The sequence below is a fragment of the Lactobacillus sp. LL6 genome, from assembly GCF_007570935.1.
Taxonomy (GTDB): domain Bacteria; phylum Bacillota; class Bacilli; order Lactobacillales; family Lactobacillaceae; genus Lactobacillus.
The window spans coordinates 1,216,989-1,243,064 of sequence record NZ_VLLR01000001.1; the positions used below are offsets into that span (position 1 = coordinate 1,216,989).

23 protein-coding genes are annotated in these 26,076 nt (G+C 34.1%); 4 read left to right on the forward strand and 19 right to left on the reverse strand.

Features of this window, described 5'->3' with window-relative positions:
- Positions 1-62 precede the first annotated feature (62 nt).
- The 7 genes from FOD82_RS05975 to FOD82_RS06005 all read right to left on the reverse strand — a co-directional run bounded on the left by FOD82_RS05975 (position 63) and on the right by FOD82_RS06005 (position 5,741).
- Positions 63-578, reverse strand: coding sequence for a hypothetical protein (locus FOD82_RS05975; RefSeq protein WP_144355570.1), 516 nt, complete (start codon positions 576-578; stop codon positions 63-65).
- 63 nt (positions 579-641) lie between these two features.
- Positions 642-1,958, reverse strand: a complete 1,317-nt coding sequence (gene murC, locus FOD82_RS05980; protein ID WP_144355571.1) for a UDP-N-acetylmuramate--L-alanine ligase — start codon at positions 1,956-1,958, stop codon at positions 642-644.
- 117 nt (positions 1,959-2,075) lie between these two features.
- Entirely contained in the window at positions 2,076-2,720 is a 645-nt protein-coding gene (ytpR, locus tag FOD82_RS05985) for a YtpR family tRNA-binding protein (protein WP_144355572.1), read from the reverse strand.
- An 18-nt stretch (positions 2,721-2,738) separates the two neighbouring features.
- Positions 2,739-3,059 carry a thioredoxin family protein gene (locus FOD82_RS05990; protein ID WP_144355573.1) on the reverse strand — a complete coding sequence of 107 codons (321 nt, stop codon included), beginning with the start codon at positions 3,057-3,059 and terminating at the stop codon, positions 2,739-2,741.
- A gap of 68 nt (positions 3,060-3,127) precedes the next feature.
- Positions 3,128-3,787 carry a tRNA (guanosine(46)-N7)-methyltransferase TrmB gene (trmB, locus tag FOD82_RS05995; protein ID WP_144355574.1) on the reverse strand — a complete coding sequence of 220 codons (660 nt, stop codon included), beginning with the start codon at positions 3,785-3,787 and terminating at the stop codon, positions 3,128-3,130.
- 12 nt (positions 3,788-3,799) lie between these two features.
- A complete protein-coding gene (locus tag FOD82_RS06000) occupies positions 3,800-5,008 on the reverse strand; it encodes an ABC transporter permease (protein ID WP_144355575.1) in 1,209 nt (402 codons plus the stop codon).
- Positions 5,001-5,741 (reverse strand): ABC transporter ATP-binding protein, encoded by a 741-nt coding sequence (locus FOD82_RS06005; RefSeq protein WP_144355576.1) that lies wholly within the window; start codon positions 5,739-5,741, stop codon positions 5,001-5,003. Before FOD82_RS06005 ends, FOD82_RS06000 begins: the two co-directional genes overlap by 8 nt.
- Positions 5,742-5,828: 87 nt before the next feature.
- Here FOD82_RS06005 and FOD82_RS06010 point away from each other — a divergent pair, with 87 nt between their 5' ends.
- From FOD82_RS06010 to FOD82_RS06020, 3 genes are all read left to right on the forward strand, one after another.
- Positions 5,829-6,260: an HIT family protein gene (locus FOD82_RS06010; protein WP_144355577.1), complete on the forward strand. Its 432-nt coding sequence runs from the start codon at positions 5,829-5,831 to the stop codon at positions 6,258-6,260.
- Between the two features lie 11 nt (positions 6,261-6,271).
- Complete coding sequence (locus FOD82_RS06015; RefSeq protein ID WP_144355578.1) at positions 6,272-6,607, forward strand: hypothetical protein; 336 nt, start codon at positions 6,272-6,274, stop codon at positions 6,605-6,607.
- 111 nt (positions 6,608-6,718) lie between these two features.
- Positions 6,719-7,618, forward strand: coding sequence for a peptidylprolyl isomerase PrsA (locus FOD82_RS06020; protein WP_144355579.1), 900 nt, complete (start codon positions 6,719-6,721; stop codon positions 7,616-7,618).
- 47 nt (positions 7,619-7,665) lie between these two features.
- Here FOD82_RS06020 and FOD82_RS06025 read toward each other — a convergent pair whose 3' ends face one another.
- From FOD82_RS06025 to FOD82_RS06045, 5 genes are read right to left on the reverse strand one after another with little or no spacing between them, the layout of a single operon-like run.
- Entirely contained in the window at positions 7,666-8,643 is a 978-nt protein-coding gene (locus FOD82_RS06025) for an HD domain-containing protein (protein WP_144355580.1), read from the reverse strand.
- Complete coding sequence (locus tag FOD82_RS06030) at positions 8,636-11,131, reverse strand: AAA family ATPase (RefSeq protein WP_144355581.1); 2,496 nt, start codon at positions 11,129-11,131, stop codon at positions 8,636-8,638. The genes FOD82_RS06025 and FOD82_RS06030 overlap by 8 nt, the downstream gene beginning before the upstream one ends.
- Positions 11,121-12,323 carry a DNA repair exonuclease gene (locus FOD82_RS06035; RefSeq protein ID WP_144355582.1) on the reverse strand — a complete coding sequence of 401 codons (1,203 nt, stop codon included), beginning with the start codon at positions 12,321-12,323 and terminating at the stop codon, positions 11,121-11,123. The genes FOD82_RS06030 and FOD82_RS06035 overlap by 11 nt, the downstream gene beginning before the upstream one ends.
- A 6-nt stretch (positions 12,324-12,329) precedes the next feature.
- Positions 12,330-12,680: a YlbF family regulator gene (locus FOD82_RS06040; RefSeq protein WP_144355583.1), complete on the reverse strand. Its 351-nt coding sequence runs from the start codon at positions 12,678-12,680 to the stop codon at positions 12,330-12,332.
- Between the two features lie 30 nt (positions 12,681-12,710).
- Complete coding sequence (locus tag FOD82_RS06045; protein ID WP_144355584.1) at positions 12,711-14,765, reverse strand: PBP1A family penicillin-binding protein; 2,055 nt, start codon at positions 14,763-14,765, stop codon at positions 12,711-12,713.
- Between the two features lie 93 nt (positions 14,766-14,858).
- On the opposite strand from FOD82_RS06045, the gene FOD82_RS06050 reads away from it, so the two are divergent.
- The gene (locus FOD82_RS06050) at positions 14,859-15,692 is read left to right on the forward strand and encodes an RluA family pseudouridine synthase (RefSeq protein ID WP_144355585.1); all 834 of its coding nucleotides are present in this window, start codon (positions 14,859-14,861) and stop codon (positions 15,690-15,692) included.
- On the opposite strand, the gene FOD82_RS06055 is transcribed toward FOD82_RS06050, so the two are convergent.
- The 7 genes from FOD82_RS06055 to FOD82_RS06085 all read right to left on the reverse strand — a co-directional run bounded on the left by FOD82_RS06055 (position 15,687) and on the right by FOD82_RS06085 (position 26,019).
- Positions 15,687-15,980, reverse strand: coding sequence for a type II toxin-antitoxin system RelE/ParE family toxin (locus FOD82_RS06055; RefSeq protein WP_144355586.1), 294 nt, complete (start codon positions 15,978-15,980; stop codon positions 15,687-15,689). The two genes, FOD82_RS06050 and FOD82_RS06055, sit on opposite strands and share 6 nt — an antisense overlap.
- Positions 15,970-16,305: a toxin-antitoxin system gene (locus FOD82_RS06060; RefSeq protein WP_144355587.1), complete on the reverse strand. Its 336-nt coding sequence runs from the start codon at positions 16,303-16,305 to the stop codon at positions 15,970-15,972. Before FOD82_RS06060 ends, FOD82_RS06055 begins: the two co-directional genes overlap by 11 nt.
- Before the next feature lie 128 nt (positions 16,306-16,433).
- The gene (locus tag FOD82_RS06065; RefSeq protein WP_144355588.1) at positions 16,434-17,345 is read right to left on the reverse strand and encodes a ketose-bisphosphate aldolase; all 912 of its coding nucleotides are present in this window, start codon (positions 17,343-17,345) and stop codon (positions 16,434-16,436) included.
- Positions 17,346-17,445: 100 nt separating this feature from the next.
- Positions 17,446-19,131, reverse strand: coding sequence for an arginine--tRNA ligase (gene argS / locus FOD82_RS06070; RefSeq protein ID WP_144355589.1), 1,686 nt, complete (start codon positions 19,129-19,131; stop codon positions 17,446-17,448).
- A gap of 407 nt (positions 19,132-19,538) precedes the next feature.
- Positions 19,539-19,805 carry a helix-turn-helix transcriptional regulator gene (locus FOD82_RS06075; protein WP_144355590.1) on the reverse strand — a complete coding sequence of 89 codons (267 nt, stop codon included), beginning with the start codon at positions 19,803-19,805 and terminating at the stop codon, positions 19,539-19,541.
- A gap of 2 nt (positions 19,806-19,807) precedes the next feature.
- Positions 19,808-19,972 carry a type II toxin-antitoxin system RelE/ParE family toxin gene (locus FOD82_RS06080; protein WP_242450201.1) on the reverse strand — a complete coding sequence of 55 codons (165 nt, stop codon included), beginning with the start codon at positions 19,970-19,972 and terminating at the stop codon, positions 19,808-19,810.
- A 74-nt stretch (positions 19,973-20,046) separates the two neighbouring features.
- A complete protein-coding gene (locus FOD82_RS06085) occupies positions 20,047-26,019 on the reverse strand; it encodes a YSIRK-type signal peptide-containing protein (protein ID WP_144355591.1) in 5,973 nt (1,990 codons plus the stop codon).
- Positions 26,020-26,076 lie beyond the last annotated feature (57 nt).

Here is a 26,076-nt window from a genome sequence, read left to right on the forward strand (position 1 = left end):
ATTTATAAATATATTTTAGATAGAGGGGTACTTTCTTGCCAGAACACAAACTAGATAAGTGTCTATTTTTCGAAAATTTTTAAAGCTTGAACAACTACTTTTTGAATTTGACTTTCACTATATTTCTCTGGACTAAGCAAATAATAATCAAAAGCTGCAATTGTTTCTGCAGCAACCATTTCATAGAGCAAATCATCTTTAGGCAAACCGCGTTTATGAAGATTCGCTTTAATTGCATTTTTCCATTTTTCAATAAACCTAGCATCCGGACGGAATTTTGTTAAAACTAAAATTTCAGTTTTATGCTCTTTAATATAATCAACTACATCTAAAAAATAAGAAAAATCACTTGGCTTAGTCTTTTTCCTATCGGCCAACTCACTATCACGCACACTCAATTCTTTAACCAAGTCATTTTCAAGTTCTTCGAGTAATTCATCAAGATTATTATAATGGCTATAAAAAGTGCTCCTGCCTACTTCTGCTTCTTGGCATAATTTTTTTACTGAAATTTGCATTAAACTCTGTCTTGTCAATAACTTAATAAGCGCCCTTTTTAATGCAACTTTTGATTTCATTGTTTTTTCACCCTAAAATTCAAACAGCATTGCCTTAGAATGGCAATGCTGCTTACTATAATATTATTTTTTTAACAATGCTTCATAAGCATCTTCATACTTAGGAATATCACCAGCACCCATAAATACTACGACCGCATTCTTATGCTTGGTAAGGTCTGCAATATTGTCTAAGTCAATCACTTCAGAGCCAGGAATATTCTTAGTGAGGTCTTCGCTAGTAATATCGCCATTTGCTTCACGAGCAGATGCATAAATTGGTGTCACGTATGCCTTATCTACTCCACGCAAGATTTCTTCGAAGTCTTTTTGATACTTCTTAGTTCTTGAAAAAGTATGTGGTTGAAAGACTACTACTAATTCCTTATCTGGGAACTTTTGACGAGCTGCTTGAATAGTTGCTCGCATTTCTGTTGGGTGGTGTGCATAATCATCAATTACCGCAATATCACCAAAGTCTTTTTCACTAAAACGACGCTTAGCACCTTTAAACGTTAACATCCCTTCACGAATATCTTCCATAGGTACTTTTTCAGTATACGCAACAGCGATTACAGCAGTCGCATTTAAAATACTGTGATCACCAAATAATGGAATTTCAAAACGTCCTAAGTCTTCACCATGAGCTACTACATTAAACTTAGAACCTTTAGTTGTCTTTTCAATATCAATTGCTTGGAAATCATCACTATCATTAAAGCCATAAGTATATTTAGGAATTTCTGTTTTAAGGCTTTGAAGGCGCTTATCATCTCCCCAAACAAAAAGAGCTTTTTTAGTTTGATCTGCAGCCGTTTGAAAAGCAGAAGTATAATCAGCTTGATCTTTGAAGTAATCTGGGTGGTCAAAGTCGATATTGGTCATAATTTGATAATCGGGATGATATGCTAAAAAGTGTCTACGATATTCATCTGCTTCATAAACAAAGAAGCGTGAATCTTTAACACCCTTTCCTCGTCCATCTCCAATAAGATAAGAAGTTGGTTCAACTTCACCTAAAACGTGGGCTAAAAGACTAGTAGTTGAAGTTTTACCATGAGTACCAGAAACGCCAATTGAAGTATGCATTTGTACAATTTCTTCAACTGTATCTGGATAACTTTGCCATTTAACATCTTGATCAAGACAAGACTTAACTTCTGGATTATCTTCTTTAAAAGCATTCCCCTTAACTATAATTTGCCCTTCAGATTTAATATTCTTAGGATCAAAGTTTTTAACTTCAATACCTGCTTTTTCTAATGGAACTTGTGTAAATGTATATTTTTCAATATCACTACCAGCCACTCTATAACCCAAATCATGCAAAACAAGGGCTAAGGATGCCATACCAGTACCTTTAATACCGATGAACCAAATTTCTTTTGTCTTATCTAACATATTTATTGTCTCCAAACATTTAATTGCAATTTATTCGTTTATAATTTTACCATTTTTTTAGTAAAAATTTTAACCAAAATAAAAAAGAGGCTTACTGGACCTCTTTTTCAATATAAATTACAAAGTGATTTCACCACTAGCAATTAATTCATCACACTTAGTTGGTTCAAATTCAGCACCAACTTCAAAGCTATCTGGAACAACCATAATTCCACGCTTTTGTGGTGCATGTGGAAGACCTAATTCACGTGCAGAACAAATCATACCGTATGAATCAACACCGCGCAAGCTACCTGGCCAAATTTGTTGACCATTTGGCATCAAAGTACCAGGAAGTGCAACTACTACCTTTTGACCTTGAGCAATGTTTGGAGCACCACAGACAATTTGGTGTTCTTCTCCACCTACATCAATAGTAGTTACATGCAAGTGGTCACTATCTGGATGTGGCTGACAAGTTTTAACATAACCATAAACTAAAGTTGGCTTACCATATTCAAGATTGCCTTCAAAGCCAACTTCTTCAAGCTTCTTATTAAGCGCATCAAGTTCATCATCATTTAAATGAACTTCACCATTTGGCAACTTATCATAATCCAATACTTCATTTACATTAAAGAAGTTGTAACCAATCAACTTACCATCTTTGTCAGTAACACGAGTTACATCGCTTTTTTCTTCAAATTCACTTCTGCCGTTGTCTTCACCTAAGATAACGATCAAAGTATTTGGATATGCTTCTTTATTAATACTAGTGATCATTTATTAAAATCTCCTCTTTTAGTCAAGTGACCGCAAGAAGTTTTCAACTTCATCTTTTGTCTTACGGTCCTTATTAACTAGTCTACCAATTTCTTGACCATCTTGGTAGACAACAAACGAAGGAATTCCCATAATATTTAATTTTTTAGCTAAATCAATTGATCCATCACGGTCGATTTTATAAAACTTTGCATTTGGAAAATCTTTTTCAATTTGTGGCATAAATGGATCTAAAAAGCGGCAGTCTGGGCACCAAGCTGCTGAAAATTCAAGTACAACTCTGCCATCTTTTGTAATTTCCTTAAGCTTATTTTCAGTTAATTCTTTAATTTCCTCCATTTGAGTTACCTCATTTCTACTAGCTTACTTTTTATAAGTATTATAATCAAGAATGGTAACTTTGCCAACTATTTTGTTTTAAAAGTTGCATGAAGAGCATAAATCGGATTACCCTTTGCAGCAAACTTATGCTCATATTCAGTTTCTACATTCTTTTCAACGATTTCTGCTTTTTCATGATGTAAGTCAACTGATACAAAATCAAAATGCATTCCATAATTGTTGAGACTTTGAACAGAATAAGCAAACAAGCCAGAATTATCTGTCTTAAATTCAATATGACCTTCAGGCATTAATACCTTTTCATATTTTGCCAAAAAACTCTTATAAGTTAAACGGCGTTTTTCATGGCGAGTCTTAGGCCATGGATCACTAAAGTTCAAGTAAATAATTTCAGCACTATTTTCTTCAAAGAAAAGATCAATATCAGCGGCATCACCACGTAAAATTTGTAAGTTTTCCAAACCTTCTTCAAGTTTAGTTCTCAAAATAATTCCTGCTGCTGTAGTTTGCAGTTCTAAAGCTACAAAATTCTTATCCGGGTTTTGCTTAGCTAAAGTTGTAATAAAAGCTCCCTTACCAGATCCAACTTCAATTTGAAGAGGAGCATCAGGATTTTTAAAGCGTTTTTTCCAATCGATTTTTACTTGTGGATCAGGATTTTGCAAAACACTTTCTGGATGATCATTTACAAGCTTAACAGCCCAAGGTTTGTTTCTTAGTCTCATTTTTCTATTCCTTTACTTCTTATTCTTGACCTTGTAAGGCAAATAGCCAACATTTAAAATCCAAACAAAGACAAATAATGCCGCAATTGCCTCAAAAACATTCAAGTTAACATTTAGTACAACTAACCAGAATACACTAATCACCAGCCATTGCAAGAGCAAAGCTAAACTTAAAACTTGTACCAAATTACGTCCACGATTATCACGGCTAATTGGATAAACGCGATACATAATATTCGAATCAAATTCAGTTGCCATTGGAAGCAATTGATAAGCTGTTAAAAATACTACCAAAGCAGCCAAGCCTAACGCCCATTTCCAATCTTGTACCAGCCAAGAAATTAAAATTGCAAAAATAGTCATTCGCACAAGCAAGTTTAAATATTCTGGATTTCTAAGAAGTGATCTTTGATATAAAAACTTATTTGGATTTTCTTTAGCTAAATTCTTAGGAAGTAAAAAGTCTAAATACTTTCTGCGCTTGATTGTTACTTGCTTTTCTTGAACATCAGTAAACATTGAAAAGATTGAATATACACGATCTTTTCTAAGTCGTTCAGTGTCAATTGCATAGCGCCAATCAAATAAATTCTTTTTATTAATTTTATCTCCAAATGCTGGTTGAAAATTAGGCTCAAAAAACATTCCTATTACGCCAAGACATAATCCAATAACTTCCCAATAACTACTTGCAATCATAATTATTAAAGCTAATAAGCTCAATATATTAAAGTTTATTTTTTGACCAAAATATAAATTATTTTCTTCAGCACATAATTCATCATACTTTAAAATAAGAGCAACTATTACTAATGAAATATAATTTGCTACTCCTATTTGTGCTTTAAGATTTGCAAATGGGAAAAGTATTCCTGCTAATAACAATTCTAAAATTACCGGCAATATCAAACTATAGCGAAACATCGGCTTCAAATATTGCCCCATATTTTTATCTTGTGTAAATAAAAACTGCATATCAGCTTCACGAATAAGCGTAACTAAGTGTCCGGTTAATAGCGGCACCCAAAGTAAAATTCCAACTAAAGGTTTATAAAACCACAAGTTGCTTGGCATTGTTTTCATTGATTGAGCATACCAAAACATTAAAGCACCAAATAAGAAAATCAATGCTAAAATGAAGAAATCATTGAAAACCAATGTTAAGTATTTAACTGATTGTTTGAAATTCTCATTCAAACGTCTCTTCGCAATATTATTCATGATGATCCACCTGATTCAATACTTGATATAACTTGTCAAAAGGATCATCTGGTTTTAAGCCATAGTGCTGACGAATTTCTTTCAAAGAACCAATAATTTCAATAGTGCCATTATTAAGAACGGCATAATTTGAAATAGCCTGTTGTGCATCTGCTAAAACATGCGTCGTCATTAAAACCATCTTGCCATCAGCAATTGCTTTTTTAATTAAGTCAATTAAATTTGCTACCGCTAGTGGATCAAGTCCAGTAAATGGCTCATCAATTACAAGCAAACTAGTATTTGCTAAAAATGCCGACACAATCATGACTTTTTGACGCATCCCTTTAGAAAAGTGAATTGGAAGCCATTCTAGCTTATCATCTAATCTAAACATCTTTAAAAGCTCATGTGCTCTTGTCCAGGCCTTTTTTTCATCTAAATTATAACTAAGCATGGTTAATTCTAAATGTTCTTTTAAAGTTAATTCTGGATAAAGAACCGGAGTTTCAGGAATATAAGCAACTTGACGCTTAAACTTAGTCGGATTTTGCGTTAAAACAACATCATTTAAAATGATTTTTCCTTTTTGTGGACGAAGTAGCCCCAGAATATGCTTAATTGTCGTTGACTTCCCAGCTCCGTTAAGTCCAATAAGCCCCAGAGCCTGCCCTGATTTTATTTCTAAATTTATATCTTTAATAACAGGAACCCCAGTATAGCCTCCTGTTAGATTTTCAATCTTTAAACTCATTTTTTCCTATCTTTCTTTAGTTATGTTTACTTCATTTATGATAACATGGAAGTATTAACAAACTAAAATTTTAAAGAAGGTTTATTTATGGAAAATTTAGTAGATGATTGTTTATTCTGTAAAATCATCAAAGGCGATGTTCCAAGTTACACTGTCTTTGAAAATGATGATGTTAAGGCTTTTCTTGATATTTCTCAAGTAAATCCTGGTCATGTTTTAATGATTCCTAAAAAACACATTGTAAACTTATTTGACTACACTAACGAAGATGCTAAAAAATATTTACAATATATTCCAGAAATTGCAAATGCAATTAAAAAGGCATTTCCAAATGTAACTGGTATGAACATCACCACCAATAACGGTGAAGTTGCAGGACAAGTTGTCATGCATTCTCATATTCACTTTATCCCACGTTTTGAAGGTGATGGCTTACACCTTATGACTCGCAACAATGCCGATGATTATGATGAGGCAAAATATACTGAAGTTGCTGAAAAAATCAAAGAACAATTCTAAGGAGAAAAAATTTGAGTAAATTTGGATTAGGCTTAGCTGCAGGAGCTGCTGCTGGATTTGTTTTATCACTTTTTAAAGATCAAAATGGCAAACGCTTAGGTGCTCCCATCAAGCGTGACTTTGATAGCTTTATGTATGATGCAGAAAGCTTAGCAGAAGGCATTCAAAATGCTAAAAAAGCAAGCTACGAATTATCACAGACTCTTCCACAAGCTCAACGCGCAGTTAGTGATATTGGAGACGATGTTAAACATTACAGTGAAAGAATCGAACCAGATGTAACTAACATTGAAAAATCAGCTCATAAAATTGAAACAGATTTAGATGAGACTCCTAAGAAAAATTAAAGAAAGTTTGATTTTTCTGTGAAAATTTAAGCTTTGAAAACAAGTAAGCTTAATTTGTGGTATATTAATTGTCGGTTACTTAATTTTATTAAGGATGTGGAGAATTTTTTTATGAAGAAATATATGAAAAAAGCGGCTGCCGCTTTAGCAGTTGCAGGTGTTGCACTATCACTTTCTGCTTGTTCAAGTGGTAATAAAACTGTTGTATCTTACAAAGGTGGTAAGATCACTCAAGAACAATACTACGATGATATGAAGAAGTCACAAGCTGGTCAAAGTGCTCTTGCTAACATGATTATTAATCGTGCTTTAGAAGAACAATACGGTAGCAAGGTTTCTCAAAAAGAAGTTGATAAGCAATACAACAACTACAAGAAGCAATACGGCTCTCAATTCAGTGCTGTTCTTCAACAAAACGGAATGACTGCTAGCTCATTCAAGCAAAACTTGAAGACTAACCTTCTTTCAGAAGCAGCTCTTAAGAGCATTAAGAAGGTTACTAAGAAGCAAGAACAAGAAGCTTGGAAGTCATACCAACCTAAAGTTACTGTTCAACATATTTTAGTAGCTAAAAAGTCAACTGCTGAAGATATCATCAAGCAATTAAAAGATGGTAAGAGTTTCAAGAGTTTGGCTAAGAAGTACTCACTTGATACTGCTACTAAGAATAGTGCCGGAAAACTACCAGCATTTGACTCAACTGACACCACTTTAGACAGTAGCTTCAAGACTGCTGCATTTAAGCTTAAGACTGGTGAAGTTACTGAAACTCCAGTTAAATCACAATCTGGTTATCATGTAATTAAGATGATCAACCACCCAGCTAAGGGTAGCTTCAGTTCACACAAGAAGGCAATTGACGACCAAATTTACGCATCAATGGCTCAAGACCAAGAAACTATGAGAAGTGTTATCGCTACTGTATTGAAGCGTGCTGATGTTTCAATTAAGGATAACGACTTGAAGAATGTATTATCTTCATACATTTCAAGCAGTGACTTGAAGAAGTAAAATTTTTATTACTATACAAAAAGCAGCCATGCAGCTGCTTTTTTGTTTTATTCAAGTTTTTTACTATTAGATAAAGCAGGATCATCTTTAGGTCTATAGAATCTTCTACCATCTTGACTCATAATATTTTCAGTGAATTGTCCTGGTTTAGTATGTTGCAAAGCATTAGTAATTGCATATATTGAAGCATCTAAATCATCAATTCTATGTAAAAGTTCCGCTTCTAAAAGAGCAGGCAATTTAGGTGAACCATATTCAAATTTTCCATGATGAGATAAAACCATATGTCTAAGCAACAGCAAATCTTCAGATTCTAAATCTAACTTTAAATCCTGTGCTGCCATCATTATTTGCTCGTCAATCAAAACTAAATGCCCTACTAAATTACCTTCAGTTGTATATTGAGTGGCAGCTGGACCAGTTAACTCTAATACCTTTCCCATATCATGTAAAATACACCCAGCATACAATAAAGAACGATTTACCTGCGGATAATTATCAGCAAGCCCTTTAGCATCCCTAAGCATTGATACAGTGTGATAAGCAAGACCAGCACGAACTGCATGGTGATTACTTTTACCTGCAGGATACTCATAAAAACGTTTTCCCCATTTTTTAAGTAAATATCTTACGATTCGATTCCAAATTGGATTCAAAATTTCAAAGACATACTTGCCAATTTCTTCCTGCATATCACTAGCTTTTTCAGGAGCCGACTTGATAAAGGCATCTAAATCATATCCCTCTTGTTCACTAACAGTTCTCAAAGAATAAATTTTAATTTGAGGACGACCTTGATATTCTTCTCTTTTTCCATTTACTTCAACAATAGTTCCAGTGGAAAAGATATCGCTATCCCTTTGACTAGCATCCCAGTAGTTAGCTCTAATTTCTCCTGATTCATCTCCTAAAGATAAGGCTAAATAAAGCTTATCCTTTTTGGTATGTCTCAATTGAGAATTCTTTATCATTACTACGAGATCCATTTCCTCGCCATCATTATAATCAAGCAATCTTTTAAGCATTTTCGTTCCTTTCAAAAGTTAATGGCCTGATTCCTAATTTATCAATCAAATTTTCTTGAGCTGTAAAAATCAAGATTTGATTAGAGTCTGCCACTTTTTTCAATAATTTAACAATATACTCTATTCTAGAATTATCAAAGTTCACAAATGAATCATCAATTAAAATCGGTAGATTGATTTGATTCTTAATTTGTTCAATAAATGCTAATTTCAAAGCAAAATATAATTGTTCACTCGTTCCTCTTGATAAAAATTTAACTTCTCGCTTTTTACCATCGCTTCTTACAACAGATAATTTCTTGTCTAAAATGATATCATTATAGCGTCCACCCGTTAAAATATTAAAGTATTCTTTAGCGCTTTTAAGCATTTTAGGGAAGCGTTCATTAGAAGCTAAATCAAGTGCACGGGCAATCCATTTAGAAGCAAAAAGAGCAGCTAAATATTCTTTACTAGCATTGACAAACTGAGCTTCGGTTTCAGCTAAAGACTGCTTTTTTTCAAAAATAACAGTCGAATTAGCCAAATTAGTTAATTGAACCTGAATTTTTGCAACATTTTGATGTAAAGTAGAAATTTCTTTTTCCTTCTGTGTAATTTTAACAGAAACTTCTTTTAATTGTTCGTCTAAATTATCAGAGGATTGGGCAAGTTTTTTCAATTCATCCAAACTATCAGCAAGATTTGTTTTTAAGGTTGCAATTTGCGTTTGAATTTTAGCTTGTTCTAAATACTCTTTATATAAATCATTATATTCTTCAATATCTGCTACACCAGCTTGTGCTAATAAAAGTTTGATTTGTAGCGTAACTTCTTTAAGTTGTTGTTGATTATTTTCTAAATTAGCTTGAATTTCATGGCGTTTATTTTGATTTTGAAGAAAAATTCGGTTTTCAGTTTCAAGTTCATTTAAAGCCACTAATAAGTCCTTAAATTCAGGTTGTACTTTTCTATTTAGAGCTTTACTTAATCCATTAGCTAAATGAATTAAATTAGTACTAAGTTCATTAAGGAGCTTACTGTTTTCCTTTTCTGCTTGAAGCTTTAGCTTATATTGATTTAGTTGCCATAATAAATCCTTCAAATTTAATTGATCAGGATTTAAACCATATTTATTTTGAAAGTTAATTCTTTTTTGATTTGCAATTTTAGCTTTATCTGCTAGTAATTTTACTTTTTTATTTTTATTAAACTGAGAATAGCCACCATATATTCCTATAATTAAACCTGCAATGATAAAAATCACCGCACTGCTTTTCAATAAAGTGACGCCCGCTATTCCTAAAACAGTTACTAGCAGACCTATAACTGTTGTGGAATTAATAATTGACTGGGAAGATTGGACAACATTTTCTTTTTTCGGCAGTTTATTAAAATCAGTTTGCAGTTCTTGAATCTGCTCATGGCTTTTATCTAAAACTTGTCCTAATTCTGAGGTTAAAGCTAAAATTTGTTCTTCTTCAGCCTTAATTTGATCTGCTTTTTGCCGATAGGCCCTATCTTCTGCCTGCCATTGCAAAAGCTCCGGCTTTTTTTGCAAAAGTTCATCATAATTATTTTCCCACTTATTGTCGGCTAACTTTTCTAAATGCCGTTGTTCATTAGCAATAATTTCCTTTAAATTAGTTTCTTGAGCATATAAGGATTGTGTTTTTTGATAATTTTGATTATCAAAACTTATCTTTTTCTTTTGCTCATTCAATTTCTGTAAAGTTTGATAATTAACAAAATCCTTTTTTAACTTTTCTAGATGATGTTTTTGATTAGTCAATTCTGCTAAGGCATTGTTTTGTTCAGCTAACTTTTTATTTTGGCAATCAAATTCTGCCTGTAACTCTTTATAACGAGAAAATTCCGTCTGACTTTCTGTCAAATCTTCACGCTTTGTTTGAAGCTCTTGAAGCAAACGATTTACTTCTGGTTTTTTACCATTTTTTTTAAACATCATCCCTGCTTCTTTAGCAAACTTATCTCTTTCCTCAATCAATTGAGTACTATTAGCTGCTCCTAAATAGTAAATTCGTTCAAGCAAGTCTTCTTGTTTAAGAGCTGTAATTTTTCCTAACATTTCTTGATTAAAAATAAAGCTATCGGTATAAAAATCATCATCAATATTATGAATTTTATCAAAAAAGACATTTGGAGGAACTTCTTCGCCATCTTTTTTTACAGTTAAAATTCCGCGCTTGGTTTTATCTCCTTTAGCCCATAAACGTTCTAATTTATATCGGTCACCAGTTTTTTCATCTTCAAAATATAGTGCTCCACCCATTGGAGAAACTTGAGCAAGAGGTTTATAATCTTCAAAAAATGGAGAGGAATTATTTCTCAGATAAAAGCCAAACATAATTTGCTTAATGAAAGCCACAGTAGTACTTTTACCAGCTTCATTAGCGCCAAAAAAGATATTTAAATGTGAACTTGGTAAATCAAACGTTAAATCAGATAATTGTCCAAAATTAATAATTTTTATCTCTTTAAGTATCATCCCTAAGTCCTTTCAATCGACTAGCTAGCTTCACTTCGGCAAGCTCTTTTACGTGTTTTTTAAATGATGGACTATTAACCAATCGACTGCTTAAGATATCTTTTTTTGCCCAATCTGAAGCAATCTGTAAAAATTCCTCCTCAAAGATTGACTCTTTAGCATCTTTAAAAGCTTGATCATCATTAGAATTAAGTTGCAATCTATCATTTGATTCAAACCTTACATCAACTAACTGGGACCCATATGCAAGCTGCAATGATATCGATAGCCAAAAACTACTATCATTTAATAATTCCATTTCCTCATCAGTTAAGTTTTGCGCACCAATAACTTTTAAAGAATAATAAGTAGTTTCTGCAGGGTACAAAGTTTCTAAAATTAAATTTTGCAATTCATTTTTAGTTACTTCTTGCTTAATCTCTATTTTAGCTTCTTGCCAAGTAATTGGTGCAGTTTTTAGAAAACTAATTTTAACATTTTTATTCTTTTCATCAACTTCACCTAAATAACATCCCTTTTCGCCTAATTCATTAATGTGACGCCCTTGAATATTTCCCGGATAAACTACTAATGGGTGTTCAGAGATAATCTGTCTTTTATGGATATGGCCTAAAGCAAAATAATCATAATTCAAATTTTTTATTTCTTGATTAGTATATGGAGCATAGACATTTTTTCCAGACGAACTTTTTTCTTGAGCGTGCATTAGCCCAAACGTAAAATTGGAATTTTTTATAGGGAAATTTTTTATCATATCTTCTTCGATATGATTATTTAAATATGAAAAACCTACCACATCGTATTTAAAACCAGCTTTTGTTTCAAAACTTGCCTTTTCTATATTCTCATTTGTACCCAATAATTTAAAGTAGGGACTCTTTTCTATTAATAAATCCCCCTCATTCATATGGTCATGATTTCCAAAAATCATTACTACTTGAATTCTAGCATCTGTTAATTTTTTGATTTCTTTAGCAAAAAATAACTGACTACTTGGACTAGCCTTACTACTATCAAAAGTATCTCCGGCTATTAAAACTAAATCAACCTGCTTTTCTACAGCCAAATCAACAATCTTTTCTAAAGACTGATTAGCTGCATTATGTATTTTGTTAAATTCTTTAGATGGCAAAAAAGATAGCCCACGAAATGGACTATCTAAATGCGCATCAGCAAAATGAATAAATTTCATATTACCTTATTTTCTAAGATCTGCGTAAAGATCGTTAATTGGATTAGTGAAAGTCTTTTGAACATCATCAAGCAACTTGTACAAAACTTGTTCAGTTTGTAAAAGCTTTACAATGTTCTTGTTATCTTGAACTTTCTTATTTAAATCTTGGTATGCCTTTTGATCATCTTCACTAAGTGGTGCACCAGTTTGTTGAGCGTTGATGATCTTAGTTTGAAGTGCATCCATCTTCTTGAATAAGTCAGCACTTTCTTGGTCATCCATTACAGCCTTAACTGCTGCTTGAAGATCCTTGAATTCAGGAGTTTCTTGTAAATCCTTTGCTAATTGATTAGCATTGTCGTAGATATTTACCATAAGATAAAAATCCTTCTTTCTATAAAAAATTTAATTGCCAAAAAGACCCTTGATATTATTATACCATTGATTAAGTGTCTCTTGGGCAGAACCTATTCCTTTTTGAATTTTATCGCCAATTCCACCAGTCCAATCATTATTTGAACCATTTTGCTTAATTAATTGACTTGGTGCTTTTTCACTAAATTGAGTCTGAGCAGTATATGGCAATATTCCTTCCATTTCAGCCTTATAAAGTCTAGTAATTCCAGTTTCAGAAATACCTTGCATAAAGTGCTGTTTATCAGTTCTATCAAAACCAACCCAAGTTGCTAATACAATATCTGGAGTATAACCAACAATCCACTGGTCCTTAGTACCAAAGCCGTATGAATTTGGCACTTCTGTGGAGCCAGTTTTTCCAGCAACACGAAAACCATTCGGCTGTGCACTCTTTGCGGTCCCATTTGTAAATACTCCAAGCATCATGGTAGTCATTTCTTTGGCAGTATTAGTCGAAATTATCTTATGCGTTTTAGGATTATTATTTTCAACTAAGACATTTCCACTAGCATCTGTAATCTTAGTAATAAAATAAGAACTATCAGGTAAGTTCCCCTGATTTGCAAAAGCAGAATAAGCTCTAGCCATTTGAAGAGGAGAGACCCCACTTGAAAGTCCACCTAAGGCTAATGCTAAATTCTGGTCGCTTTTTGGAACATTGATGCCAAAGTTTTCTACAGACTTAACACCTTTTTGAACTCCAATTTTATCTAAAAGCCAAACTGCTGGTACATTCTTACTTTCAGCTAAAGCTTGATACATTGGAATTTTATCAGAATAACCATTATCAACATTATGAGGTTCATAACCATTCTTACCAAATTTTTGTAATTTGTTAGAAAGTTCAGAATCATAATGATACCCCTCTTGAAGAGCAGGTGCATAAACTGCAAGTGACTTAATTGAGGAACCTGGCTGACGTTTCATTTGAGTTGCTCGATTATAACCTCTAAACACATGCTCTCCTCTACCTCCAACAACTGCTCTAACTGCACCAGTAGAAGGATCCATTGCTACACTTGCTCCTTGAACTTGAGTGCCATCAGAAGCTGCAGCTGGAAAAAGCCAGCTTTGATTAAATTTCTCTTGCATCTGACCTTGATAATCTTGATTCAAAGTCGTATAAATTTTTAGCCCTTTATTCATGACATCTTCTTCTTTTAAGCCATATTTATTGATAGCTTCATTAACTACAGCATCAAAGAAGTAAGGATATTTATAACCATCTTTGCCGTGATAAGTATCATTTAAAGTAAGTCCAGTTTGAGAAGCGGCAGTAGCTGTTTGTTTACTAATCTTACCAGTATCAGCCATTAATCCTAAAACCACATTACGTCTTGCAGTCGCATTTGCCATATGGTCAATAGGATTATAAAAACTAGGATTTCGTAACATTCCCGCTAAAGTAGCAGCCTCAGATAAAGACACATCGCTGGCATTTTTACCAAAATACTTACGACTTGCATCTTGAACTCCCCAAACACCATTACCGAAATAAGCATTATTAAGATACATTGTTAAAATATCTTTCTTGCTGTAGACATTATTAATCTCTATTGCAAAAAATAGCTCTTCAAGCTTTCGTGAAAAAGTCTGCTGCTGAGTTAAGAGGGAATTTTTGGCTAATTGTTGGGTTAGGGTTGATCCCCCACCAGTAATTTCACCATGATGAAGCATTAAATTAACTCCAGCTCTAGCCATTCCTTTAATACTGAAGCCTGGGTTTTTCCAAAAAGTTCTATCTTCTGTAGCAACCACCGCATTTTTAATATTAGGTGAGATTTGGTTATATTTTACAAAAGAACCTTTTTGAGAGTATAGAGACCCAGCCTTTTTTCCTTTATAATCATAAATTGTAGTCGTTGTTGAAAGCGACGCCTTCAAATTCGAGATATTTGAAGTTTTGACTTTAATGGTGTAATACGTACACGTAAGTAAAGTCAAAAGCAAGAGGATCACAATTATCCATCTGCCAATGTAGAAGCGATTATCAAAACGGCGCCAAGCTGCTTTAAATCCGCGATCATTATATTGGTTGTCCATCTCGTATTCTCCTTTACAATAACAAGTTGATTTTACCATATTTGATAAAAACATATGTTTTTCATCTAGAGATTTAAGAAAAATACAAAAATTATGACATACAATTTTACACTTTTATATCCAAAAGATAAACCAGATATTTCAGTCAGTGATTTATTACAAAAACTCCTGATTCCACGTAAATGGCGCCACTTTTTGCGGACAAAAGAGCAAGTTACCGTCAACGGTGAGTATCGCTATTTTAATCAATTAGTATACCCTAATGATAAAGTTCAATTAAAGTTAGATTTTATCGAAAGTCAGCAACAAACTTATCCTGTTAGTGGCAAAATGCCGGAGATTGTTTACGAAGATGAGAATTTATTGATTATTAATAAACCTAAGGGACAAAAAACTCACCCCAATTTATTTGAAACTGATACAGCTTTAAATGATTGTGCAACTTACTTGGGCTATTCTCCTTATATCGTTCACCGTCTTGATATGCTTACTAGTGGTCTTCTTTTGGTAGCAAAAAATCCTGCTGTTGTCCCAATTCTTAATCGAGAATTAACAAGCAAGATTTTTAAAAGAAACTATATAGCTACTGTGATTCATCCAGAAAATTTAAACTCTTCTGGTACAATTACTACTCCGATTGGACACGATCCACTAGATCAACGCAAGCGAATGATAAGAGAAGACGGCTTGAAGTCGATAACTCACTATCAATTAATTCAAAAAAATAAATCCACAGCTAAAGTTAAAATAAGTCTAGAAACTGGCCGTACTCACCAGATTCGTGTTCATTTGGCTTCACTTGGGAGTCCAATTGTGGGCGATCCTTTATATAATCCTGAGTTTGATGAAAGTGATTTACAACTTGAAGCGGTTGAGATGGAATTGATCAAGCCTTATAGTTTTGATGAGTTGAAGGTAAAATTATAACAATCTTTTTAACTCTTCATAGAAATTTTCTCGAGTACCTATCAACAATATAATCACTATAGTATTATCATCTTCAATTTTATATCCTATACGATATTGTGTTTTTTGATACCACAGTTTTTTTGTATAAATTGTCGCTAAATCGCCTTCTTTGGGTTCTCCTGAATATGGATCAATAGCAATATCCTTAAAAATTAAGTCAGAAAATTTCTTTTTTAATATTTTATCCTTTAACTTCTTAATATATTTTTTAGGCTTATTACTACCAAACTCAATTTTATAAACCAATTTCTTTTTCAAACTCCTCTTGTGTCAATGGCTGTGCATCTTTATCTACTTTGGTAGCAATTTCATCAATAGCACTAGGAATATTTGATTTCATCTCTTTAAATTTTGAAATTAATTTTTTTCCTTCATAACCTTGATTTACTAAATCTTCTAAGATTTTATCATCAAAATCCCAAAAATTATCTTGGGCAAACTTATAAAAAATACCATTTTTAGTTAGCTCAGGAATCATTTTAGTATTTTCATCTATATTAAAAGATTTAGGTACTAGTAAAACTAGAGAATTTCCTTGCTTTCTAACTTTAGTTTCTTTTACTGTAGCCATATTTTACCACCTCATAAAGTAATTACATGTAATTGATTTCAATCAATTATATCATATAACTAAATCAATTTTCAAAACAAAAAACGCAAGGATTTTATCCTTGCGTTTTTTATTACCTTAATAGGAGATTATTCTTCGTTCAATGATGAACGGTCAAATGATACATCCTTAAGTTCGTCATCGATAGTTCTAGTACCCATCCAAGCAATCATTTCCTTCATCTTATCAGTGATTGCTTCAGTACCTGGCAAGAGAAGCTTACGTGGGTCGTAACCCTTGTCCTTCTTGTCTTCGTCCTTACCTTCTTCGATGTACTTACGAGTAGCTTCTTGGAATGCTAATTGGAATTCAGTGTTGATGTTAATCTTAGCAATACCAAGTTGAATAGCCTTCTTGATTTGGTCTTCAGGAATACCTGAACCACCGTGAAGTACAAGTGGAGTGTTTGGAACAGCGTCAGCAATTTCCTTCAAACGAGTGAAGTTAAGACCCTTCCAGTCATCTGGGTAAACACCGTGGATGTTACCAATACCACAAGCAAGCTTGTCAACACCAGCTTCAACGAATGCCTTAGCATCTTCAACAGAAGCTAATTCACCGCCGCCTTGGTTTTCACCAATCTTACCGATTTCAGCTTCAACTGAAATACCACGTTCGTGAGCAAGCTTGATGATTTCCTTAGTCTTAGCTAAGTTTTCTTCAATTGGAAGATTGTGACCATCAAACATAACTGATGAGTAACCAAGCTTGATACATTCAACTGCTGAGTCGTAGTCACCGTGGTCCAAGTTCAAGATAACTGGAACTGAGATACCCATTGAATCGATTTGGTCAGCAACCATGTCCTTAACGAACTTGTAGCCACCCATGTACTTAGCAGCACCAGTTGAAACTTGGATAAGTAATGGAGTTCTAGTTTCTTCTGCAGCACGAAGTTCTGCACGAGTCCATTCCAAGTTGTTAGTGTTGTAAGCACCTACAGCGTAGTGGTTCTTACGAGCATCTAAAAAGATTTGATTACCGTTATCAAAATAAGCCATTTAAAAAATACCTCCTAAAAATCTTACATGTTCATTGTACCTTTTATTGAGTAAATGAACAACGTTTTCACAAAATGTAAGCGTTATTATTTTATTTTCACTACATTTCTTTAGGAGCGTTTACACCCAAAAGACGTAAGCTCTCTGTAAGAACAATTGATGTTGCTTCTACTAATGCAAGACGTGAAGTAAGTTGATCATCATCAGTCAAGATCTTCACATTAGCATAATACTTGTTGAATTTTTTGGATAAGCCTAAAGCAAATTTAGCAATTATAGATGGTTCAAATTTATCTGCACTTCTTGCAATAATTCTTGGGAAGTCTGCTAAGTCCTTTGCAACTGCAAATGCCCATTCATCATCTAAATTAAAGTTATTATCTGCTGGCTTCTTACCCATTGCAGCAGCTTTGCGCAAGACACTTTGCGCACGAGCATTAGTGTATTGTACGTAAGGACCAGTATCACCTTCAAAGCGGACAACTTCTTCTAAGTCAAAGTCAAAACTATCAAGACGGTCATTCTTAAGATCATGGAAAATCACAGCCCCTACACCAACATCATGGGCAACTTGGTCTTGATCAGCTAAGTCTGGATTCTTTTCTTCAATTTGCTTCTTAGCTAAGCTTACAGCATCCTTCAATACTTGATCAAGGAAAACAACGTTACCTTTTCTAGTTGATAACTTCTTACCACCTTGAGTAATAAGACCAAATGGAATATGGTGAATATCATCTGACCAGTCATAGCCCATCTTCTTAAGAACTGTCTTAAGTTCAACAAAGTGTTGAGCTTGCTCATTACCTACTACATAGAGCATCTTAGCAAAGTCATATTCCTTCATTCTCCATTCAGCAGCTGCCAAGTCACGAGTTAAGTAAATTGAAGTACCATCTGACTTAACAATAATGGCTGGATTTTCATCTTCACCCATATCAACTACTTGGGCACCACGAGATTCATGAAGTAGGCCTTTATCCTTCAATTCTTCGATTACTGGTTGCATCTTATCATTGAAAAATGCTTCACCATTATATGAATCAAATTCTACACCAAGTTCTTTGTAAATACGGTTAAAGTCAGCTAGTGAAACTTCACGGAACCACTTCCAAAGCTTAACAGCTTCTGGATCGCCTTCTTCAAGCTTCTTAAACCATTCACGACCTTCTTGTTCAAGTTCTGGATTTTCTTCAGCTTCTTTATGGAAACGTACATAGTAATGGAAAAGATTCATAATTGGATCTTTCTTCACATCTTCTTCGTTTCCCCAATGCTTATAAGCCGCAATCAACTTACCAAATTGTGTACCATAATCACCTAAGTAATTAATTTTAATAGGGTTATAGCCAACTTTTTCCATAGTTTTAGCAATTGAATTACCAATTACAGTAGAACGAAGGTGTCCCATACTCATTGGCTTAGCAATGTTAGGGCTGGACATATCAATTGGAACATTACCGTGACCAATTTCTTGATCTCCATAGTGTTCTCCAGCTGCTAAAACATCCTTTAAAGTTGAAGAGATAAGCTTTTCGTGATCAATTGCAAAGTTAACATATGGTCCCACAGCCTTAATACTTGCAAAATCATCACTTGATAATTCACTAGCAATATTTTGGGCAATTTCTGCAGGATTCTTGTGCATAGTCTTTGCTAAAACAAAACAAGGAAATGCGTAATCCCCCATCTTAGGGTTCTTAGGACGTTCAATAAGAGCATTAATCTTTTCTTCTGGAAGATCTACTTGACTATTAATTAATTCAACAACTTCTTTTTTAAAATCCATATGATGCCTTTCTATATAAAAAACGCCTCTTCCTACTATGTAGAAAGAGACGAGATGTTATCCCGCGGTACCACTCAACTTGATACTTAAGTATCCGCTTGTTATATTCTATTCTTATTAGCTAGACACGCCTTCATGAAGATTCTTACCTGCCTCACACTCTATGCAGATTCGCTGAAAAAAACTACTTCACTACTACTTCTAACACTTCTGTGATATTATACCAGCTAATTTTGGTTTTTGCTACTGATTGAGTTTAAAACTTATTTGTTTTTAGATTCAAAATTCTTTTGTTTTTGAGAATTTTTTCAAACACCTTATATCTTTAATAATTATCCTTAAAACAAAACAGTCCTCATTCCTAATTGGAACGAGAGCTATTTTGTTTGTTGTTAATTTTTACTTAGCTAAGAAAAACTAATAGTTAATTTTTTACCAAGAGCATTTGCTAGTTTTGTGAGTGTATCAATACTTGTATTATCTCCACGCTCAATTCTAGCAATTGTTGATTGAGGAACATTGGCTGTTTCTGCTAATTGACGTTGTGATAGCCCTGACTTTTTACGAATTTCAGTCAATGCAACTGCACTTTCTAATTTTGTAGTTTCATTTTCAAACTCTTGCTTAAATTCTGGATCTTTAAGCTGCTCATTCAGATAATCTTTAAAATCCATAATTATTGCTCCTTTTTCTTGTTATCATAATATTCTTTACGTAGTTCCTTAGCATGATTTATTTCACGTACTGGAGTTTTCTTAGTCTTTTTAGTAAAGCCATTAGTTATCATATATTTTGTTCCATCTACATAAAAAATTAAAATAAATTTTAAAATTATCCCCAAAACAAAACAGCCCTCATTCCTAATTGGAACGAGAGCTATTTTTGTTATTCAAGAAAAGTTATAAACTTATAACTTTATCTACGCTTCTTCTTGCGATCAGCACCTACAAATCCTACAAGTCCTGCTAAAGCAGCAGTCATAATGCCTGCAACTTCTGAAGCAGTGTTAGATTTTTCACCGGTTTGTGGCAAAATCTTATCAGACTTAGGAACTACTGAACTCTTGTATGAAGTCTTGGTACCTTTCTTAAGGTTATCCATATCTTGATGAAGAGCTGCAGTTGCTTCTTTATACTTCTTCTTAGCAGATACAGTTTCATACTTAGATGGGTTAGATTCTCTATATGAAGTCTTCTTAGGTGTTGAAGGCTTTGGAGTAGAATCATCTTGAGTTGGAGTGCTTGGCTCACTTGGAGTATTTGGTTCTGATGGAGTATCAGGAGTAGGAGTAGTTGGCTCTGAAGGTTCACTTGGTGTTGGAGTGTTAGGAGTTGAAGGTTCTGTTGGTGTAGTTGGTTCAACTGGCTTATCTGGTGTTGGATTTACTGGCTTATCTTCCTTAAGCTTGTAAACATAAATAGTATGTTCATCATGGTCAGTAAACGTTCCACTAGTGTTCACACTCTTAGATGGAACTAATTCATAAGTCTTTCCATCTACTGTGATAGTTGGCTTTTCATAGCCACTTGTTGAACCGTTGTAAGTGTCCCCTGTTGGGTAATCCTTTGGATCCTTAACATCTGGAATCAACTTGTTGCCATCTTCGTCAACATATTCAATAGTCCAGTTATACTTCTTTTCAGTTGGTTTATCTGGAGTATCTGGCTTGTTTGGCTCGTCTGGTACTTCTGGAGTTGGATTTACTGGCTTATCTTCCTTAAGCTTGTAAACATAAATAGTATGTTCGTCATGATCAGTAAATGTTCCACTAGTGTTCACACTCTTAGATGGAACTAATTCATAAGTCTTTCCATTTACTGTGATAGTTGGCTTTTCATAGCCACTTGTTGAACCGTTGTAAGTGTCCCCTGTTGGGTAATCCTTTGGATCCTTAACATCTGGAATCAACTTGTTGCCATCTTCGTCAACATATTCAATAGTCCAGTGGTACTTCTTTTCAGTTGGAGTTGGGTCTGGTGTATCTTGTGTTACATATAAAACATGATCATGGAACTCAAGATGCTTACCATCAGTTAATTCACTAGTATTAACAGTTGGACCATCTACCTTTTCAATATCAACTGTGTAATTATTGATTTCTGGTGAAGTTACATCCTTAAATGCATCACTTGCTTGCCAATCACTGTTCCATGTAATCTTACCTGTTACAAGGTCCTTAGTACCTTTACGAGTGTAAGTAACTGTTTGCTTGAAATCAGATGCAGCTGGTTCACCCTTGTGAGGTCCATTAGCATACTTGTAGTCAATAGTATGAAGCGCATCAGCTGATTCTTGAACATTTTCAATATTGTGGAAGTAATAGATATCAATATCTTTTCCATCATGTAATGCACTAGCAACTTCTTCAGGAGCAATTGCTGCATCTTGGTTATCTTCATGAAGCTTAAATGATGGAACTAACTTGTAACCATTCTTAGTCAAATCTGGTGACTTAACTTCAGCATATTTACCATCATTAGTAGTAGCTACCCAAGCTTTATCTGGGTCAGTAGTGTCAACAGTTAATTGGCCATATTTATCTGTCTTACCGGTAGTGTTGTAACCAATAAGCTTGCCGTTTTGGTAAATGCCAGTACGCTTGAAACTTACTTCTTGAGTTACACTTGGTGCGATTTGACTAAGACTTTCACCAGTTAAACCATCAAAGTAGTTAATATGACGAACATGAGTTACTGTTTCTTCGTTTGGAGTAGACTTTTGAACATAGTAAATTGTGTAAACTTGATTTTCGGCATTAGCTAACTTATCAGTAGTAATTGTATCTTCAGGAACAATATTATCACTAATAGCTGGACCATTACCTTCATCTTTAGTAGCATCTACACGAATCCAGTCACCAGGGATCTTACCATCAGTAATCTCAGGCTTGTCTACTTGGGCAAATGGCTTGTTACTCTTATCTGCCTTCCAAGCAGTAGCTTTATTAGCTTCATCGCCTGTTAAAATCTTATCAACAACATCAACGCCATGAAGCTTCTTAGTAGTTACAATAACTTGCTTGCCATCTTTACCAATATAGTAATCGTAGTCTTGAGTAAATTTAATAGATTCAGAAGTTGGATCAAGCAAAACGTTGTGTCCTTCTTCAGTTACGAAGTTAACTACACGGTTAACAGTCTTAGTATCTGTATGATGCTCTGCCTTCTTAACCAAGTATACATATTGATCTGGAGTATTAGCAGTTAAAGTTTGCTTACCAAGGTTAGGATCTTCTTGTACTAAAACATATCCTTCATCTTCATAAGTCTTCCAAAGTTCATTTGTTGCGTCCGGTGTGTCACCTACATAGTAAACGTGACCATCAGTATCGTTACCAATTCCAGTAACTGTATGACCCAAATCACGTTCTGGAGTATCCAAACTTGGGTCATAGCTTGATTTATCAAGACCAGTTACATCAACATAGTGAATGTTGTAGGCAGCTTTTTGCTTGTAAACTAAGTATTGATCATCAAGGGTTTCCTTCCAATCCTTGCTATTAGGATCAACGGTAACTACTTCGGCCTTACCTGAAGTATGGTACCAGTCACCAGTTGCTACATTATCGTGATCTTGTGACCAAGCAGAATCCACATTGATAGTAGCTGGGTCATTAACTTCATTGAAGTCATAAGTACCGTTATCGTTACTGTCAACATCTTGGACTGACTTAATCGTCCAAGTTTCAGCTGGAGTAGCACCTTCAGAATTATCAACAATTACTACATCTTTACCATCAACTTGAATGGTCTTAACAGCAACGCGTTTACCATCGGCTGAAGATACATAATAAGTACCTTCTAAACTAATATTTTGATACTTATCATTTGTAAGTTCAGGCATATCTTTCGTCTCTTTATCTAAACCTTCATCCCCAACAAAGTGAATAGTTCTCTTAGCTGTCTTTTCTTCAGTTTCTTGGTTAGCCTTTTGTGCATAGTAGATAGTATATTCTTGATTTGCACCGTTCTTGATATTATCAGCAGTAATTGAATCTACTGGAACAACTGCTCCATCAACTTCTGGCCCATTGTCATTATTACGAGTTGCTCTAGTTCTGATCCAGTCACCAGGTAATTTACCATTGGTAATTTCAGGAACATCTACTCTGACAAAATTACCATCGCCTTCTTGATTCCACTTATCAGTAACTGGTGCATTTGTATTGCTATAGTCAACTACTAAAGTACCATCAGCAAGCTTCTTAGCATTTACAAAAATGGTCTTGCCATCTTTATCAAGAGCAGTGAAGTAATGACGACTGTAAGTTACCGACTCATTAGTTGAATCAAGTAAAGTCTTATTTCCATATTCATTTTCAGTAACAAAGTTAACTACACGGCTAACAGTATTCTTGTCTTGATGTTCATCGGCTTTTTGTGCGTAGTAGATAGTGTATTCTTGGTTTTGACCGTTTTTGTATCGAGCTAAATTACTGTCACTAAGTACAACATCGTTTTCAGTTTCAGGACCAAACTCACTATTTCTTTCAGCACCTACGCGAATCCAGTCACCAGGGAGTTTACCATCAGTAATTTCTGGTACATTTACTTCTTTAAAGGTGTCTGTGCCCTTCTCAAGAGTCCAGTCTCCTTTAGTAGCCTCAGTAGTATCATCTGAATCAATTACATAGTAAGTCTTACCATCATTAGCAACAAAAGAAATTGGATTACCATTACTGTCTTTAGCAACATTAACTATGTTGCCATCAGCATCTGTGTACCAACTGCGGCTAAAAGTTACTTCTTCAGTAGAAGTATCGTCCTTTAAAGTTTGATGACTGATATCAGTTTTAAAGTGTACAATACGATTAATGGTCTTTTTTTCGCTTTCTTTAGTAGCACCGCTGCGCTTAAGTTGAATAGTGAAGTGAATGTCTTGAATTTTGTTAGCCTTAACTACTTTATCTTTATTGTAATCAAGTTCAATATTCTTAGCATCTTTTAAGTTAGTTCCAAGAGCCATCTCATTTGCTGTAACTACACCAGTGTTATCTGCATTTTGTGCAATTGATACTAAAGTGTAGCCTTGCTTTTTAAGATTTTCAATTATTTGGTCTAAACTTTGACCATTACTATTAGTAGCATCTCGAACTTCGTATTTAGCAGGATTAGTTACCTTACCATTAGTATAAGTTTGATAATCATCAGTATCATTATTCCATGATAATTCTTGAGTAGCAGTATAGTTATTATTACTTAAATCTTGCTTGAAATTAGATTCACTTACATCTTCGAAAGTAAAGTCAATTGGTTGAGCATGGTAATAAATCTTAGTGATTTCTGGAATGTTTGGTTCAGAAATAGTTTTTCCATTATCGTTATATTGGAACTTGCCGCCACGCAGACGATAATCGCCATTTAGCCAAGTTGTAGTAGTAGCTGGAACATCATCATCAAACGTTACCCAGCCATCAGTACCTTGCAAAGTTGGCTTTTCATCAAATACTACTGGAGTATTAGTTGTGCCACTTATATCATTAAAGCTTATATTAGGAAGTCCGGTAAGCATGTCATATGAGCGATTTCGCCATTGATAATAAGCAATAACGTTATGACTTTTACCATCAGAAGCAGTTACAATTTTATTTGGAGACATTGAATTAGCCATTTTAGCTAAGGTTGCTTTTCCATACTGCTTAACAGAATCATATTCTGGCTTTAAATCACCAGTCATTTCATATCGAATATAATTAATTTTACGATAAATATTCTTATAAAGCGCTCCGGTTATATTACCTACATCATGCTTAATATTTAAGGTAACAGGTTGAGCGGTTAACTTTTGTGTTTGATCAAGGCCGGTTGTATCAATCGCAATCCCGGAAAGGGGATTCTTATTCTTTAACCATTCTTCATATAACTTCTTAAGATTAGTGGTTTTAATCTTACCATTACTGTCTTGCTCAACTACTCCATTTTCATCACGAATTTCAGTTTCATAATCAGGATCAATATTCGTATCCCAATTAGGGTCAGCTGTTGATAAGTTGTTATCTGTAGTTTGCATTACTGGTGAAACTGTATAATGCTCATTTGCTTCTTTAATTTTTTCATTAAGATAATTTACCAAATCACCTACAGTTGCATTTTTATCGTGCTTATAAATGACAGTAGGTAATTGATCCTCTGTTAATGTGGTAGTAGAATTTGGGCTATCAGGTGTATTTTCACGTCCTGTATCATGAAACTTAACTTGCGTAGTAATTTCATCTTGAGTAGCAACTTTTGCTTCTTTGAGCTCAGCGCCATTAACTTCTAAACTTTGAGCAGTTATTTTCAAATCAGTTGTCTTTTTCTGAGTTTCATTTGAAATGTTCTTATTATCAACAAGCTCTCGAGTTTGTTGTACCTCCTTAAGAGGATTACTTTTAGCAAGACCATCTACTATTTGAGTATTTTCAACTGCCATTTTAGCAGTAACTTCATTAGATTTGGTATCAGCACTTTCAGTAGATTTTTCAGAATTTACTTTTTTATTACTTTTATCCTTATCTGTTTGTGCAGATTCGGTTTGAGGAACAGTAGCATCCTCTTTTTTAGGGGATACTTGTTCGTCTCTTGTAGTTTCATCAGCATCTGCTGGCTCAACTGATTGCACATTATTAGATGTTTCATCTGACTTAGTTATAGTAGTAATATCAGCATTAGCTTTTACCTGTTGAGCATTATTTTCTTTAACGCTATTTCCATCTTGGTTAGCATTAGCAGGATTACTATTTACAGTATCTGCATGTGCCGTTGAATTTTGCGTACTCAAAAAGAACGTAGTTCCTAAAAATACACTTGCAGCTCCAACAGAGAGCTTTCTAATACTAAATCTTTGCTTTTCTCTAGAAGTAGATTGGTGTAATCTTTCCACTCTAGTCTTCAATCTCTTATCTTCCATTTTATTTCCCCTTTTTTAACCAAAACATATTCTCATATGGTTTTAATAACAAATGTT